Consider the following 13,197-nt stretch of genomic DNA (forward strand, 5'->3'; position numbering starts at 1 on the left):
TGATCGGCAGCTCGCCCGACTGTTCCTGGTGACAGGAGGACGAGATGACCGATGCGCTGCTGGTGGTGCGCGCCCAGCTCGGCGAGCGGGCGGCGTTGGCCGAGGTGGTGCGTTGCCGGTCTCGGCCGGACCCGGCTCGCCAAAGTCCGTCCACGACGCCGGTTGGGCCGGCTTCACCACCCTGCTGGAGTACAAGGCCGCCCGGTACGGGCGGACGTTCGCCCGGGTCGACCGGTTCTTCCCCTCCACCCGCACGTGCTCGCAGTGCGGCCGGATCACCGAGAAGATGACGCTGAACGTCCGGTCGTGGGACTGCCCCTGCGGAGCAACCCACGACCGGGACGTCAACGCCGCCATCAACGTGTTGGCCGCCGGGCAGGCGGACAACTCACACGACCGTGGAGCGCGGGTAAGACCAGGGCTCGTCCCGGCACCGCGCGGCGAAGCGGTAACCCACCCGCACGCCGCGTGTCCCACACGCAGCATGGAGGGAACCTCCATCCTTTAGAACGGAGAGGATGTCAAGGGGGCTGGCTGCTGATTCCGCCCGCAGGGTGCCGCTGTTCGCCTCCGAACAGGTGGTCGCCGCCTGGATCGCCCTGGCCGCCTCCGTCGTCACCACCACGATCGCGGCCGTCGCGGCAGCCCGCAGCGGTGCCGGCCTGGGGTTTGCGCTGGCGTCCGGGGGCCTGTTCGTCGCGGTGGCGCTGGTGTTGGCCGTGCGGGCGCACCGCCGACGTGCCGCGCTGCTGCGTCGCATGCGGGAGCTGACGCAGCGGGAGCGGTCGTGACGTCGTCGTCCGGAGCCGCCGGCTGACTCCCGCGCCGTCACGCTGACGGAGGGCCGAAGTGCCGGGTGAGCGAGGCGCGCAGCGTGTCGGCGTCGCCGGCGGACCAGGCGACGAAGCAGTCGGGGCGTACGAGCAAGGCGGTCGCGGTCGTGCCCTCCAGCGGGCCGGTGACCACGTCGACCCGGTCGCGCCACCCGGCGGCGGTCTCCGCGTAGGTCCCCGTGGAGTCCAGCAGCAGCGGCCGGGCGGTGCGGGTCAGCTCGGCGAGCCGCGTCGGCCCGTGGTCGCCGTGCGCGACCACGTCGGGGGCGCTGCGGCCGGCCAACGGGTCGGCGGGGTCGGCGGGGTAGCGGACGTCCGCGCCGGACATCAGCCCCGCGATGTGCCCGGTCACCTCCGGCAGGCGGAGCAGTTCGGCGAAGAGCTGCCGCAGGCCGGTGATCTCGTCGCCGGGGCCGATGAGCGCCGACTGCGCCTGGGTGGACATGACGACCCGTTCGGCGACGGGCCGGCGCTCGGTCTCGTAGGTGTCGAGCAGGCCCGGCGGTGCCCAGCCGCGCACTGTGGCGGCGAGCTTCCAACCCAGGTTGACGGCATCCTGCAGGCCCAGGTTGAGACCGGGACCGCCGATGGCGGGGTGCACGTGCGCGGCATCGCCGACCAGGAGCACCCGACCGGCGCGGTAGCGGGCGGCGATCCGGGTGTTGCGGCCGGTCAACCGCCGGAGCAGACCGGGGCCGTCGGGAGCACCGACGGGGAGGTCCGCGCCGAGCACCCGGGCGACGCTGGCGCGTAGCTCCGCCAGCTCCATCGGCGCGTCGTCGCTCGTCGGCGCGTCGGGCCACTCCGTCGTGGTCAGGAGCGCCGGTCGGCCGGGGAACGGGGCCCAGGCGACCAGGCCGTGCGGGGTACGGGTGTGCTGGAACGGGGGCACGACGCCGTACCCGGGGACCCGCAGGCCGCCGGTCGCGGGGTCGAGGAAGGACGCGGGGACGGTCACGGTGGCGGTACGGGAGACCGACCGGTCGTCGGTGACGCCGGGAAAGTCGATGCCGACGAGGCGGCGCACCGTGCTGCGACCACCGTCGGCGCCCACGAGGAACCGGGCGGTGAGCTGCGTACCGTCGGCAAGGCAGACCTCGACCGCGTCGGGCCGTTGGCGGAGGTCGACGACCTCGTGGCCGCGGCGCAGGTCGACCCCGAGCTCGGCGGCCCGGGCGACGAGGGCGGCCTCGAGCTGGGCCTGCGGCACGCCGAGCACGTAGTGCGGGTTGTCCGCGAGGACCGTGAGATCCAGCGGGAACGCACCGAAGGTGAAGGCCGGCTGCGGGGACGGCGGGCTGCTCTCGCCGCTGAGCCGCGCGTAGAGGCCACGCCGGTCGAGCAGGCGGACGACCTGGCCGACGAGGCCGTTGGCGCGGGGCTCACCCCCGGGCGTGGGACGGCGCTCGAGGACGACGGGACGGACGCCGGCGAGGGCCAGTTCGCAGGCGAGCATGAGGCCGTTGGGGCCGGCCCCGGCGATGAGGACGTCGATCATGATCGTGGTCCCTTCAGGGTGTGCGTCTTCGCCACGACGGGCGCGGCGCGCTGCCGGCCCGCCGCGGAGGTGTGACGCGACTGAGGCGTGGGTGGGACGGTGGCCCGGGCGGGGGCCGGGCTTCAGCGGGGCGGTGCCGGGAGGCCGGCGGCGACCTGGGCGAAGGCGTCGGTGATGAGGCGCTCGATCGGGGTGGGCGGGTCGCCGCTGTCGAGGTAGTGCTGCATGGCGACGCCGACGGCGGCGCTGGCGGCGGCCGCGACGAGCCTCGGATACATGTCGGTGGCGAGGTCGGTGCCGGTGCGTTCGGCGACCGCGGCGGCCAGCCCGGCCTCGGCGATCGCGGCGGCGCGCAGCCGCTCGCCCTGCAGCGCGGGCTCGGCGAGCATGGTCCGCACGCCGGCCACCCACTGGGCGTGGGCGGGGGACGGCATCGCCTCGACCTCGGGGCCGGGCGTGAACTGTTCCAGTGCGGCCGCGGTGAGCGCCGCCCAGAGCGGCTCGTCGGCGGGGCGTTCGCGCAGCGCGGCCGCGGTGCGCAGGCTGCGGTCGAGGTGGCGGCAGGCGATCGCCTCCGCCTTGCTGGAGAAGTAGTTGTTGAAGGTGCGCGGGGAAACGCCGGCCGCCTCGGCGATGTCCTCGACGCGGACGTTGTCGTAGCCGCGTTCGGCGGTGAGGTGGATCGCCGCCCAGCTGAGCGCCGCCCGCGTCTCGGCCTTCTTGCGCTCCCGCAGCCCCGTCATGCCGCCACACTAGCATTGGTTGCGTGAGACGCAAATATGCGTGCTCCGCAGGAATTCGTCGCCGGGGTGCGGGCACCTCCACGACGTGCCCCTGGCCGCGAGCCGCCCGGTCGGCCCGGGGGCGCTGGCCACCAGCCAGGACTGGGGCCCAGACCAGGGAGAACCCCGGTCCGTACGCCGCGCCGGCGGCACACACTGCTGCTAACCGTCCGGCTGAGCAGCCGGGCGTTCCATCAGGGTGAAGAGGGGTACGACATGAGGCGCAAGACCGTGCGGATCGACACCATCCCGGCCGACGGCGTGGAACTGGCCGACGAGCAGCTCGCCCGGATGCTGGGTGGCCTGCCGAGGCGGGACGCCGGCGGCTCGTCGAAGACCATCGACGACATCCCCAGCGGGGGCCGGAACGACACCGACAGCGACTTCTGATCAGCCGCCGGCGCCGACCCGCCCTCCCCGGGCAGGTCGGCGCCGGCCGCTCCGGGCGGCGGGGAGGCGTCAGTCCGCGAAGAGGTCGCTGGCGGGGGCGTGGTGCGCGATCTCGCCGTCGAACACGTACCGGACGCTGATCTGCCAGCCGTCCGGGTGGTCCGGGGCCGACTGGTGCCCACCCGGGTGCACCCGGACGTCCTGCCCCGCCACCGAGACCTCGAAGGCCAGGTGATCGGCGCGGAGCCGGACCGCCTGGTAGCCGTACCGGCGGCGGATCGCGACCGCCGCCGCGGCAGCGGTCCAGACGGTCGCCGGCACGGTGACCCCGTCGCCGCCCAGGCAGCTGAGGTCGAACCGGCCCTGACCGGTGTGGACCATGCCGACCAGGACGTCCGCCCCGGCACCCCGGGTGGGCTGGCACAGGTTGCGGGCCAGGCCGGCCCAGTGCCGGGCCGGTACGTCGACCGCGTTGACGACGAGGTGGTCGGAGGTGCCGCTCTGGAGCTTCACGAAGCGGATGTTCATCGCGTTCTACCTGTCCGGGAGAGGCGGGCGTCTTCAGGAGGGGCGGGCGCCCTGCGGGATGGCCGGCGGCGCGACCACCGCCGCCCGGCCGGCGGCGCGGCGGGCCCGGCGTTCGGTCCCGACCACGGTGGCCAGCGCGGCCACCGCCACCGCCAGGAGCACGGCGGGGAGCCCGTACCGGTCGGTGAGCGCCCCCACGGCGATCACGGTGACGGTCATCCCGGAGAACGCGACCCCGTAGAAGAGGACCATCACGGCGGGCAGGTCGCCCTGGTCGGTGCGGGCCAGCACGACGCCGAAGGAGACCAGGTACACGATCTCGAAGACCATCGTGTAGACGAAGTAGCTGGCGAAGGCCGGTGCCGTCCGGTGCGTGGCGAACGGCACCAGCATCAGTCCGGCGGTCAGCGCGAAGAGCAGGCGGACCGGCAGCCGCCAGCGCGCCGGCAGGCCGACCATCACCAGGACCATCCCGGCGACGATCCCGGAGACGCTCACCGCCTCCAGCCAGGCCGCGCCACTGGCCGGCGTGCCGAGCCAGGTCAGGGGGAGCCAGACCCGGGCGATCTGGTTTACCCCCTGGAAGAGCACCACGGTCGCGACCAGGTAGCTGAACGCCCGGGTCAGCTCCGTGTCCCGCCGCAGCACCCCCAGCGAGCGACGCCACACCCCGGACGCCACGCCGGCTCCGCTGCCCGGGGCGGGCGCGGGCGGCAGGGCCCGGCAGCAGGCCGCCGAGACCGCGAAGCCCACCGAGGCGAGCGCGGCCACGACGACGACCGGCACCCGGCCGATCACCACCCCGCCGACCAGGCCCCCGGCCGTCGACCCCAGGAAGTACGCGCTGTTCAGCAGGGTGTTGCCCCGCTCCACCAGTTCGTCCGGGAGGTATGTCTTGATGGCCACCCCCCGGGCGGACTTCGTCGTCATCTCCAGGAAGCCCCGGGCGACGAGGAGCAGGAAGACCGGGAGGAAGGCGGCCCCGAAGACGACCCCGATGCCGAGCGACACCACCACCGAGACCAGGTCGAGCCGCACCATGAGGGTCCGGGTCGGCAGCCGGTCACAGAGGCGGGTGGCGATCGGCATCAGCACGATCAGCGGCAGGAACTGCGCGGCGAAGACCAGCCCGGCGGCGAGGGCCTCCCCGCTGCGCTGGTAGTACGCCACCGAGAGCGCGACGAGCAGCAGGCCGGTTCCGATCGTGCTGACGAACATGCTGCTCCACAGCGCGACGAACGGCCGGGACCGGGCCAGCGTACGGAGGCTGTCGCGGGTTTCCATCGTGCCGCCTTCCCTCACTCGGGCGTGCCGGTCACCGGATCAGCGGTACGCCGACGCTCTTCTCGAAGAGGCCCAGCAGGTTGTCCGCCTCCCGGCTCGCCTCGGCCAGGTCCGCGCCCCGCACCTGGTAGCGCGCCAGGATCTCCAGCTCGGCGACCTGCGCCCCGGGCGTCAACCGGTACGGGTCGAAGGCGATGACCCGGTCGTCGTACTGGTCGAGCCACTCCAGCGGGATCTCGTCGGCGAGCCGGCCCGCCCGCAACGGCATCAGCTTCCGGGTCGTCACGCACGAGGTCGCCACCGGCAGCGGCTCCTCGACCGGCTGGCCCAGGTGGATCCGGAGCAGGCTGTCGTGGATGTTCACCCCGGTCACGTGCTGGTAGAGGCTGGGCATCACCCCGCCCATCAGCCGGGGGTTCGCCTCGACCAGGACCGGCCCGTCGGCGGTGACCATCAGCTCGATGTGGAAGATCCCCAGGTCGAGGCCGAGGGCCCGGCAGACCTCCTCGGCGTACGCGAAGCACCGGTCGGCGGTCGCGGGCGTGACGTCCGCGGGCATGAACGCGCCCATCTCCACGCACTCGTTGGTGATCGCCCGGGGGCGTCCGGAGAGCATGAACCGGTAGAAGCGCCCGTTCCCGGCCCCCAGCTCGGCGGAGACGAGGTCCCCGATCAGGTACTGCTCGACCAGCACGCCCCGGGTGAACTGGTCGTGCATCAGCCGGGGGAGCCGCTCGACCTCGTCGAGCACCCGGCGGGCCGCGTCCGCCACCTCGGCGGGCGTGTCGGCGCGGAACGCGAGGATGCTGTCGGCGCCGCTCGGCGGCTTCACGATGACCGGCAGGCCGATCGCCTCGGCCGCCGCGACGGCCTCGGAGACGGTCGACGAGACCGCGTAGCGGGCGGAGGCGAGCCCGGCCGCCGCGAGCCGCTCCCGGGTGCGTCCCTTGTGCCGCGCGGTGACCACGGCGTCGGTGTCGGTGAACGGCAGGCCGAGTTCCCGGGCCATCAGCGCGGTGGCCTCCACGCAGAACTCGTTCTGCGTGATCACCGCGTCGACCGGCTCCTCGGCCAGCACGGCACGGACCGTCGCGGTGAGCGCCGCGACGTCGCTCGCCATCTCGATCCGGCGGCTGCGGTGCACGGCGGCCAAGGCCGCTGCGGTCTCGGCGTTGTCCGGGTACATCCGGTAGTCGGTCGAGGTGATCAACGTGACCCGGTGCCCGGCGGACAGGGCCCGCCGCATGGCGTCGATGCCCGGCACGTTCGAGTCGACGAAGAGAATGTGTGCCATCGGTCCACCCTCCGGTGGGTCAGTGCTGGTGGATGGGGAACCGGCCGGCCAACTCCTCGACCTGGGTCCGGACCTCGGTCTCGATCTTGGCGATGTGCTCGGGCTGGTTGACCAGGCCGTCGAGGACGTCGGCGACGAGCCCGGCGAGGACGCGCAGCTCCGCGTCGCGCAGCCCTCGGGTGGTCACCGCCGAGGTGCCGAAGCGCAGCCCGGAGGTGACCGACGGCTTGTGCGGGTCACCGGGGACGAGGTTCTTGTTGCAGGGGATGCCGGCGTTCTCCAGGCTGCGTTCGGCGACGTTGCCGGTGAGGCCGTGCCGGCGCAGGTCCACCATGACGATCGGCGTGTCCGTGCCACCGGTGACGATGTCGTAGCCACGGTCGGCGAGGACCGCGCCGAGCCGGCGGGCGTTGGCGAGCACCGCCTCGGCGTACTCCCGGAAGTCCGGTCGGAGGGCCTCGCCGAAGGCGACCGCCTTCGCGGCGATGAACTCGGGCAGCGGGCCGCCCTGCACGCCCGGGAAGATCGCCGAGTCCAGTCGCCGGCCCAGGTCGGGGTCGTCGGTGAGGATCAGGCCGCCCCGGGGCCCGCGCAGGTTCTTGTTGGTCGTGCTGGTCACCACGTGCGTGTGGGGGAAGGGGGAGGGGTGCACCCCCGCCGCCACCAGGCCCGCGAAGTGGGCGATGTCCGCCAGCAGGTACGCCCCGATCTCGTCGCAGACGGCCCGGATCCGGGCGAAGTCGACGGCCCTCGGGTACGACGAGCCGCCGACGACCACCAGCTTCGGGCGGTGCTCTCGGGCGAGTGCGGTGAGCTGGTCGTAGTCGATCAGGCCGCTCTGCGGGTCGATGCCGTAGCTGACCACGGTGAAGTACCGGCCGGAGAAGTTCGAGCGTAGGCCGTGGCTGAGGTGGCCGCCCGCATCCAGCGACATGCTGAGGACGGTGTCGCCCGGCTGGAGCAGGGCGAAGAAAACCGCCTGGTTGGCCTGGGTGCCGGAATGTGGCTGGACATTCGCGTACCGGCATTTGAAAAGTTCTTTCGCCCGGTCCCGGGCGAGGTTTTCGATGACGTCGAGATTGTCCATTCCGGCATGGAACCGCTTGCCCGGGTAGCCCTCGATGGTGGTGAAGGAAACGATCGATCGAAACGCTTCCCGAGTGGCCATGCTGGCGTAGTTCTTGGGGGCGAGCAGCTCCAGTTGGCGCTGCTGGCGGCCCTCCTCCCGGCTGATCGCCTCCTGCACGCCGGGGTCGGACCGGTCGAGCCCGGCATTGAAGAATGCGTCGACCGGCTCGGTGAACGCGCGCATGGGCATCGCCCCTCCAGCGAGGATGAGAATGCGTTGAAGCGGATCGGTTGACCGGGGTCCGCGAGAATTCAGGGGCGTCTCTCCCTGTGACGGGGGTAATTCAAACAGTAGCGATGGTCGATGTCAACACTGCTCATGCTCTTCTCCTCCTGTTCACGGAAAGGCCACATGGGTCGATGTCTAACGATTGTTAAGTCGCACCCCGGTCGGCCGGCTTCCAGGATGGACGGTGGTGAGCTGCCGCTTCCTCCGCGGCGGTGCTCGTCGAACCGGGGCGGCTGACGGCAGTTACCGGATTAATGTGAATCCGTGATTGCGGGACGGCGCATTGCCGGTTCAGGCCGGACGGTGACGCGCCGGTCGCCAACTCCACCGACGGCCCGCCCGGCCCGCCGGAGTCGTACCCCTGGTCCAGACTGCGTGGCGTGGACCTGACGCATGCGTTCGCCGCCCTGCTCGGGCGGTCCGATCTTCCCGCCGGCTCCTACGACGCCTACTACGGCGGCGACACCCTCGACGAGTTCCTGTTTCCGGCCCCCTGGCTCACCACGGCCGCCCTCGCGTCGTCCGCCCCGGTCGCGTTGCCAGACGTCGCCTGCTACCTCGACGACGACCATGCGGCCCTCGCCTGGGAGTTCGACCTGGCCAACTCGCTGTTCGCGGTCGAGTGGGCCGACGACGTGCTGCCGACGGCGTTCCTCGCCGACGTGCGGGCGGCCGATCCCGACATGCTCGTACGCGGCGCCGACCTGGGCGTGCTCCTCGCCCGCCACGGCATCGAACTGGCGGCCAAGTCGGCGCGGCGCCTGAGGTACCGCATCACGGCGCTGCTGCGCCTGGCCACGGACGGCACGCTCCACGACGCCATGCGCATGGCGACGTTCACGCACCGCCTGCCGGCGCTGGCCGTGCTCGGTTCGAACAGTCAGCGGCGGGTCGAGCAGCGCTGGGCGGAGGCGCTGGCCGGGGTCGAGCCGCCGGAGCTACGTGACCACCTGCGCCTGCACTGCCTGGAGCCGTTCTGGTCGCGGGCAGCGGGTGCCTGCTACCTGGGCGCGAGCGAGTGGCCGACCGGCACCTCGGCCCTCGACGGTCGGCGCAAGCTGGTGGCGGGCTGGGAGTTCGGCGAGTCCCAGTCCGGGGTGGCCGTGGTCGGCTGAGCAGGATCTGAGTCCCGCCCCGCCCCGCACCGGTTGCGCTGTCGTGTCCGGCCGGAGCTGGCAGGATGGTGCGCAGGAAACCGGGGCGGGCGGGGCGAGGAGTGGTCATGAGCGACTGGAACGAGAAGGTCATCGCCGAGTTCCGCGCCAACGGTGGACGGGTGGGCGGCCAGTTCGCCGGTGCCCCGCTGCTGCTGTTGCACACCGTCGGCGCCAGGAGCGGCCAGGCCCGCGTGAATCCGATGATGTACCAGGAGGTGGACGGCGGCTACGCCGTGTTCGCGTCCAAGGCCGGCGCGCCCACGAATCCCGACTGGTACCACAACGTGCTCGCCCATCCCCGGGTGCGGGCCGAGATCGGCATGGAGACGGTCGAGCTGGTCGCCAGGGTCGCCGCCGGGGACGAGCGGGAGCGGATCTGGAGCGCGCAGAAGGCCGCGTATCCGGGCTTCGCCGACTACGAGCGGAAGACCGACCGCCAGATCCCGGTCGTCGTGCTGGAGCCCGCGCCGTAGCCGGTGACGGTGCGCTGACATGCCGGGTCAGCCCTTCACCGCGCCCGCCGTGAGCCCCTCGGTCAGGAAGCGCTGCCCGAAGGCGTACATGATCACCACGGGGATGCTGACGAGCAGCGACGCCGCCGCGAGCTGCCCCTGCGGCACCACGTCCCCGGTGATCATCGACTGCATCCCGACGGGGAGGGTCTTGTACTCGTCCTTCGTGATGAACACGAAGGCGAAGAGGAACTCGTTCCACGCGTTGGTCAGGGTGAACAGCGCGACCGCCAGCAGTCCCGGCTTGGCCAGGGGCAGCACCACCCGGCCGAACGCCTGGAGGCGGGTGCAGCCGTCGACCAGCGCGGCCTCCTCCAACTCGACGGGGATCGACGCGAAGTATCCGGTCAGCAGCCAGGTGGCGAACGGAAGCGTGAACGTCGGGTACGTCACCACCAGGGACCACAACGAGTCGGTGAGCCGCGCCCCGATGAGCAGCTGGTAGAGCGGGATGAACAGCAGCGCGCCCGGCATGACGTAGGTGATCAGCACCGTGACGGTGAAGCCCTGCGCCCCGCGGAACCGCAGCCGGGCCAGCGCGTAGCCGGCGAGGGCGGCGCAGACCAGCGCCACCACGGTGGACGCCACGGACACCAGCACCGTGTTGAGATACCAGCGGCCGAAGGGCTTGGTGGCGAAGAGGTCGGTGAACTGCTGCAGGGTCCACGGGGTCGGCCACAGGTCGTGGACGCGCATGACGATCTGACCCTCGGACTTGAAGGCCGTGACGGCGATCCAGTACAGCGGGGCCAGGACGAAGACCAGCAACAGGGCCAGGGCGGCGCCGGACGCCAGCCCGGACACCAGCGCCGACGACCGGCGGCTTCCCCGTGCGCCGAGCGCCGAGACCACCCGGCCGACCGCCGCCGCGACCAGCAGGAGCACCCCGAGGAGCAGCGCCGCCTTCCAGGCGATGTGTGGCGACGCCCAGACCAGCAGGCCGGCGACCACCGCGGCGACCGCCCACGGCAGGGCCTTCCGCGCGGTACGGGCCGTCGACGCGGTACGGGCCTTCCGCGTCGCGCGGGCCCGGCGGGGCGGCTCGGTGCCGGCGTCCCGGCGCAACAGCCGGACCAGCACGTACACCAGGCCGCCGATGACCGGCAGCATCACGAGCGTGACCGCCGCCCCCGCGCCGTACTGCAGTTGCAGGATCGCCTTCGAGTACGCGACCAGCACGTACGGTGCCGTCGCGTTGCCGGGGCCGCCCTGCGTCAGCAACCAGATGAGGTCGAAGTTGTTGAACGTCCAGATCGACGACAGGGTCACCGTCACGGTGATCACGTGGCGCAGCCCGGGCAGCGTCACGTGGGCGAACCGCTGCCACGGCGAGGCACCGTCGACGGTCGCCGCCTCGTAGAGGTCCGCCGGGATGGCCTTCAACCCCGCGAGGAACGCGACGGTGAAGAACGGCACGCCCTTCCACACGTTGACTCCGATCACCGACGGCATGGCCAGCGACGCCTCGGACAGCCAGCCCGCCGGCCAGGCTTCGACCAGGTGCGCCCTGGCCAGCAGCGGCCCGATCCCCGAGTCGGTGAGCAGGACGTTGACGCTGCCGAAGATCGGGTCGAGCAGCGCGCGCCAACTGAACGCCGTGACCACCGTCGGCACCACCCACGGCAACAGGAGCAGCCCGGCCAGCACGGCCCGGCCACGGCGCAGCTGGTGCAGCAGCAGGGCGGCCGACAGCCCCAGCACCACCTTGAACACCTCGGCGTAGGCGGTGAAGACGAACGAGTTCACCACGCCCGTGCGGAACTGCTCGTCGTCGGCCAGGGCGGCGTAGTTGGCCAGGCCGACGAACACGCTGTGCTGCCCGTGCCGTTCCGTGGTGCTGGTGACGATGGACCAGGCGATCGGCACGAGCACGAGGCTGCCGACCAGCACGGCCGTGGGCGCCAGGAACAGCGCCGCGAGCCGCCAGTCGCGGCCCAGCCGTCGCTGGGTGGCGGTGAGGGAGCCGGACCCCGGCGGCGGGGGCGCTGCCGCCGCCGGGGCCGATGCCGACCGGGTGGACGTCACTGCGGCAGCCCCTGCTGGGTGAAGATCTGCACCATCTTGGCGTGGGCGGCCTGCACGGCCTGCGCCGGCGGCGTGCCCTGGATGACCTGCTGCATCATGTCGGTGAGGACGTAGGCCCCGACGGCGGCCTGCTGGCCCGCGCTGGCCTTCTGCGGGAAGTCCAGGCCGTTCTTCGTGGACAGCGGCAGCGTCTGCTGGGTGATCTTGCGCATCACGGGGAACGCCGGGTCGCCGCTGGTGAAGAACGGGTCGGCGTCCCAGACCTTGTCCCAGGCGGGCAGCGCCAGGCCGGGTGCCTCCTTCGCCACCCCGAGCAGCGCGGGCGCGGTGATCAGGTATTGCGCCAGGAGCTTGGCGAGTGCGGCGTTCTTGGCGCCCTTGAAGACGACGAAGCTCTGGGACTGGCCGAGCAGCAGGGACGTGTCGGTGGCCGGCCCGGTGCAGTCGGCGAAGACGTGGGTGTTGGCGTAGACGGGGTTCTTCTTCGTCTTGGAGTCCGCGTAGACGCTGAACTGGTTGCGGGTGTAGCCGAGGATCCCGGCGAGCCAGTTCTCGTTGTTGCTGGAGTCGGTCCAGGCGGCCACGCCCGGCGGCAGCATCGGCTTGAACCGGGGGTTGGTGTAGATGTCGGCGAGGAAGGTCACCGCCTGCACCGTCTCGGGCGAGTCGAACGTGACCTTCCTGCCGTCGTTGGAGGCGATCGCCCCGCCGTACGAGTTGATCAACGCCTCGATCATGCCGTTGGCGTCGCCGGACCGGTTCACGGTCATGCCCCAGCCGAACCTGCGCTTGCCCGGATCGGAGATCGCCAGGCACACGTCCCGCAACTCCTCCCAGGTGTAGACGTCCTTGGGGGAGATGCCCTTGTCCTGCATCCAGTCCTTGCGCAGGAACGACCCGATCCCGATGAAGTGGTAGGGGATGGCGAACCATCTGCCGTCGAAGACGCAGTAGTTCTTGGACTCGGCGGTGGGCTCGCCGTACTTCGCCGTCAGCGCCTGGACGACGTCCGTCACGTCCTCCAGGTCGCCCAGCGCCTGGAACTGCGCGACGAACCGCGAGTCGGTCATGAACGCGAGGTCACGTGCCACGCCACCCTCGACCTCGGCGTGGATCTTGGCGACCGCGTCACCGGCGTCGGCCTGCACCAGGCTGTTGCCGATCTTCGTGCCGGTGGCGTCGGCGAAGTTCTTGATCGAGCTGTCGAGCGCCGCGTTCGCCGCCTCCGAGTACAGCTTCTGCGACAGCATCCCCATCGAGGAGCCCCGCAGCGCTGCCGCAGCGTCGATCAGTTCCTTCGGGACCTCGGCCTGCACGCGGGGCGCCGACGAGGTGTCCCCGCACGCGGCCAGGCCGGCCGCGCCGAGCAGTCCCACCCCCATGCCCAGAAAGCCGCGTCGGGTGCGTAACGGGTTGTCCTCCATGGCCTGTCGCCTCCTTCGCCTCGCCGCTGCACGCCGGAGGCGGCCGAGAGGCGTGCTGCCCTCTCTGGGCGCAGGCGACCCGCACACGAGGGCGCTTGCCCGGTCGGGTGGTC

The 13,197-nt window shown here is 72.0% G+C and carries 13 protein-coding genes; 5 read left to right on the forward strand and 8 right to left on the reverse strand.

The genetic code is table 11. The features are described from left to right. Positions 1–112 precede the first annotated feature (112 nt). Together LPU61_RS20810 and LPU61_RS20815 are read left to right on the forward strand one after the other, a co-directional pair. Positions 113–508, forward strand: a complete 396-nt coding sequence (locus LPU61_RS20810) for a transposase (protein WP_229405789.1) — start codon at positions 113–115, stop codon at positions 506–508. Between the two features lie 10 nt (positions 509–518). Next, complete coding sequence (locus LPU61_RS20815; protein WP_144420110.1) at positions 519–791, forward strand: hypothetical protein; 273 nt, start codon at positions 519–521, stop codon at positions 789–791. Positions 792–828: 37 nt separating this feature from the next. Here the strand turns inward: LPU61_RS20815 and LPU61_RS20820 are convergent, their stop codons facing one another. Both LPU61_RS20820 and LPU61_RS20825 read right to left on the reverse strand, forming a co-directional pair. After that, positions 829–2,331 (reverse strand): FAD-dependent monooxygenase, encoded by a 1,503-nt coding sequence (locus tag LPU61_RS20820; protein WP_229405790.1) that lies wholly within the window; start codon positions 2,329–2,331, stop codon positions 829–831. Positions 2,332–2,453: 122 nt separating this feature from the next. Beyond that, the gene (locus tag LPU61_RS20825; RefSeq protein WP_229405791.1) at positions 2,454–3,074 is read right to left on the reverse strand and encodes a TetR/AcrR family transcriptional regulator; all 621 of its coding nucleotides are present in this window, start codon (positions 3,072–3,074) and stop codon (positions 2,454–2,456) included. A gap of 255 nt (positions 3,075–3,329) precedes the next feature. Between LPU61_RS20825 and LPU61_RS20830 the strand changes: the two genes are divergently transcribed. Further along, a complete protein-coding gene (locus tag LPU61_RS20830; RefSeq protein ID WP_077935160.1) occupies positions 3,330–3,503 on the forward strand; it encodes a putative ATP-grasp target RiPP in 174 nt (57 codons plus the stop codon). A 69-nt stretch (positions 3,504–3,572) separates the two neighbouring features. Here LPU61_RS20830 and LPU61_RS20835 read toward each other — a convergent pair whose 3' ends face one another. The 4 genes from LPU61_RS20835 to glyA are packed head-to-tail and all read right to left on the reverse strand — an operon-like array spanning position 3,573 to position 7,927. Next, entirely contained in the window at positions 3,573–4,031 is a 459-nt protein-coding gene (locus LPU61_RS20835; RefSeq protein ID WP_043960794.1) for a hypothetical protein, read from the reverse strand. A gap of 33 nt (positions 4,032–4,064) precedes the next feature. Beyond that, a complete protein-coding gene (locus LPU61_RS20840; protein ID WP_043960793.1) occupies positions 4,065–5,315 on the reverse strand; it encodes an MFS transporter in 1,251 nt (416 codons plus the stop codon). A gap of 31 nt (positions 5,316–5,346) precedes the next feature. Further along, a complete protein-coding gene (locus tag LPU61_RS20845; RefSeq protein WP_229405792.1) occupies positions 5,347–6,609 on the reverse strand; it encodes an ATP-grasp domain-containing protein in 1,263 nt (420 codons plus the stop codon). A 19-nt stretch (positions 6,610–6,628) separates the two neighbouring features. Beyond that, positions 6,629–7,927: a serine hydroxymethyltransferase gene (gene glyA / locus LPU61_RS20850; protein ID WP_043960791.1), complete on the reverse strand. Its 1,299-nt coding sequence runs from the start codon at positions 7,925–7,927 to the stop codon at positions 6,629–6,631. Between the two features lie 419 nt (positions 7,928–8,346). On the opposite strand from glyA, the gene LPU61_RS20855 reads away from it, so the two are divergent. Then, the gene (locus LPU61_RS20855) at positions 8,347–9,081 is read left to right on the forward strand and encodes a hypothetical protein (protein WP_229405793.1); all 735 of its coding nucleotides are present in this window, start codon (positions 8,347–8,349) and stop codon (positions 9,079–9,081) included. Between the two features lie 107 nt (positions 9,082–9,188). Continuing rightward, entirely contained in the window at positions 9,189–9,596 is a 408-nt protein-coding gene (locus LPU61_RS20860; protein ID WP_229405794.1) for a nitroreductase family deazaflavin-dependent oxidoreductase, read from the forward strand. Positions 9,597–9,623: 27 nt separating this feature from the next. Here the strand turns inward: LPU61_RS20860 and LPU61_RS20865 are convergent, their stop codons facing one another. Next, a complete protein-coding gene (locus LPU61_RS20865; protein ID WP_229405795.1) occupies positions 9,624–11,660 on the reverse strand; it encodes an ABC transporter permease subunit in 2,037 nt (678 codons plus the stop codon). Then, positions 11,657–13,084 carry an extracellular solute-binding protein gene (locus tag LPU61_RS20870; protein WP_043960787.1) on the reverse strand — a complete coding sequence of 476 codons (1,428 nt, stop codon included), beginning with the start codon at positions 13,082–13,084 and terminating at the stop codon, positions 11,657–11,659. Before LPU61_RS20870 ends, LPU61_RS20865 begins: the two co-directional genes overlap by 4 nt. Positions 13,085–13,197: the final 113 nt, after the last annotated feature.

The organism is Micromonospora sp. NBRC 110038 (assembly GCF_020884815.1).
GTDB lineage: Bacteria > Actinomycetota > Actinomycetes > Mycobacteriales > Micromonosporaceae > Micromonospora > Micromonospora haikouensis.

Bases quoted from the DNA above. Each gene is read 5' to 3' on its own strand.
- LPU61_RS20815 (WP_144420110.1), top strand. From the start codon at position 519: ATGTCAAGGGGGCTGGCTGCTGATTCCGCCCGCAGGGTGCCGCTGTTC.
- LPU61_RS20820 (WP_229405790.1), bottom strand. From the start codon at position 2,331: ATGATCGACGTCCTCATCGCCGGGGCCGGCCCCAACGGCCTCATGCTC.
- LPU61_RS20860 (WP_229405794.1), top strand. From the start codon at position 9,189: ATGAGCGACTGGAACGAGAAGGTCATCGCCGAGTTCCGCGCCAACGGT.
- LPU61_RS20870 (WP_043960787.1), bottom strand. From the start codon at position 13,084: ATGGAGGACAACCCGTTACGCACCCGACGCGGCTTTCTGGGCATGGGG.
- LPU61_RS20835 (WP_043960794.1), bottom strand. From the start codon at position 4,031: ATGAACATCCGCTTCGTGAAGCTCCAGAGCGGCACCTCCGACCACCTC.
- glyA (WP_043960791.1), bottom strand. From the start codon at position 7,927: ATGCCCATGCGCGCGTTCACCGAGCCGGTCGACGCATTCTTCAATGCC.
- LPU61_RS20830 (WP_077935160.1), top strand. From the start codon at position 3,330: ATGAGGCGCAAGACCGTGCGGATCGACACCATCCCGGCCGACGGCGTG.
- LPU61_RS20845 (WP_229405792.1), bottom strand. From the start codon at position 6,609: ATGGCACACATTCTCTTCGTCGACTCGAACGTGCCGGGCATCGACGCC.
- LPU61_RS20825 (WP_229405791.1), bottom strand. From the start codon at position 3,074: ATGACGGGGCTGCGGGAGCGCAAGAAGGCCGAGACGCGGGCGGCGCTC.
- LPU61_RS20840 (WP_043960793.1), bottom strand. From the start codon at position 5,315: ATGGAAACCCGCGACAGCCTCCGTACGCTGGCCCGGTCCCGGCCGTTC.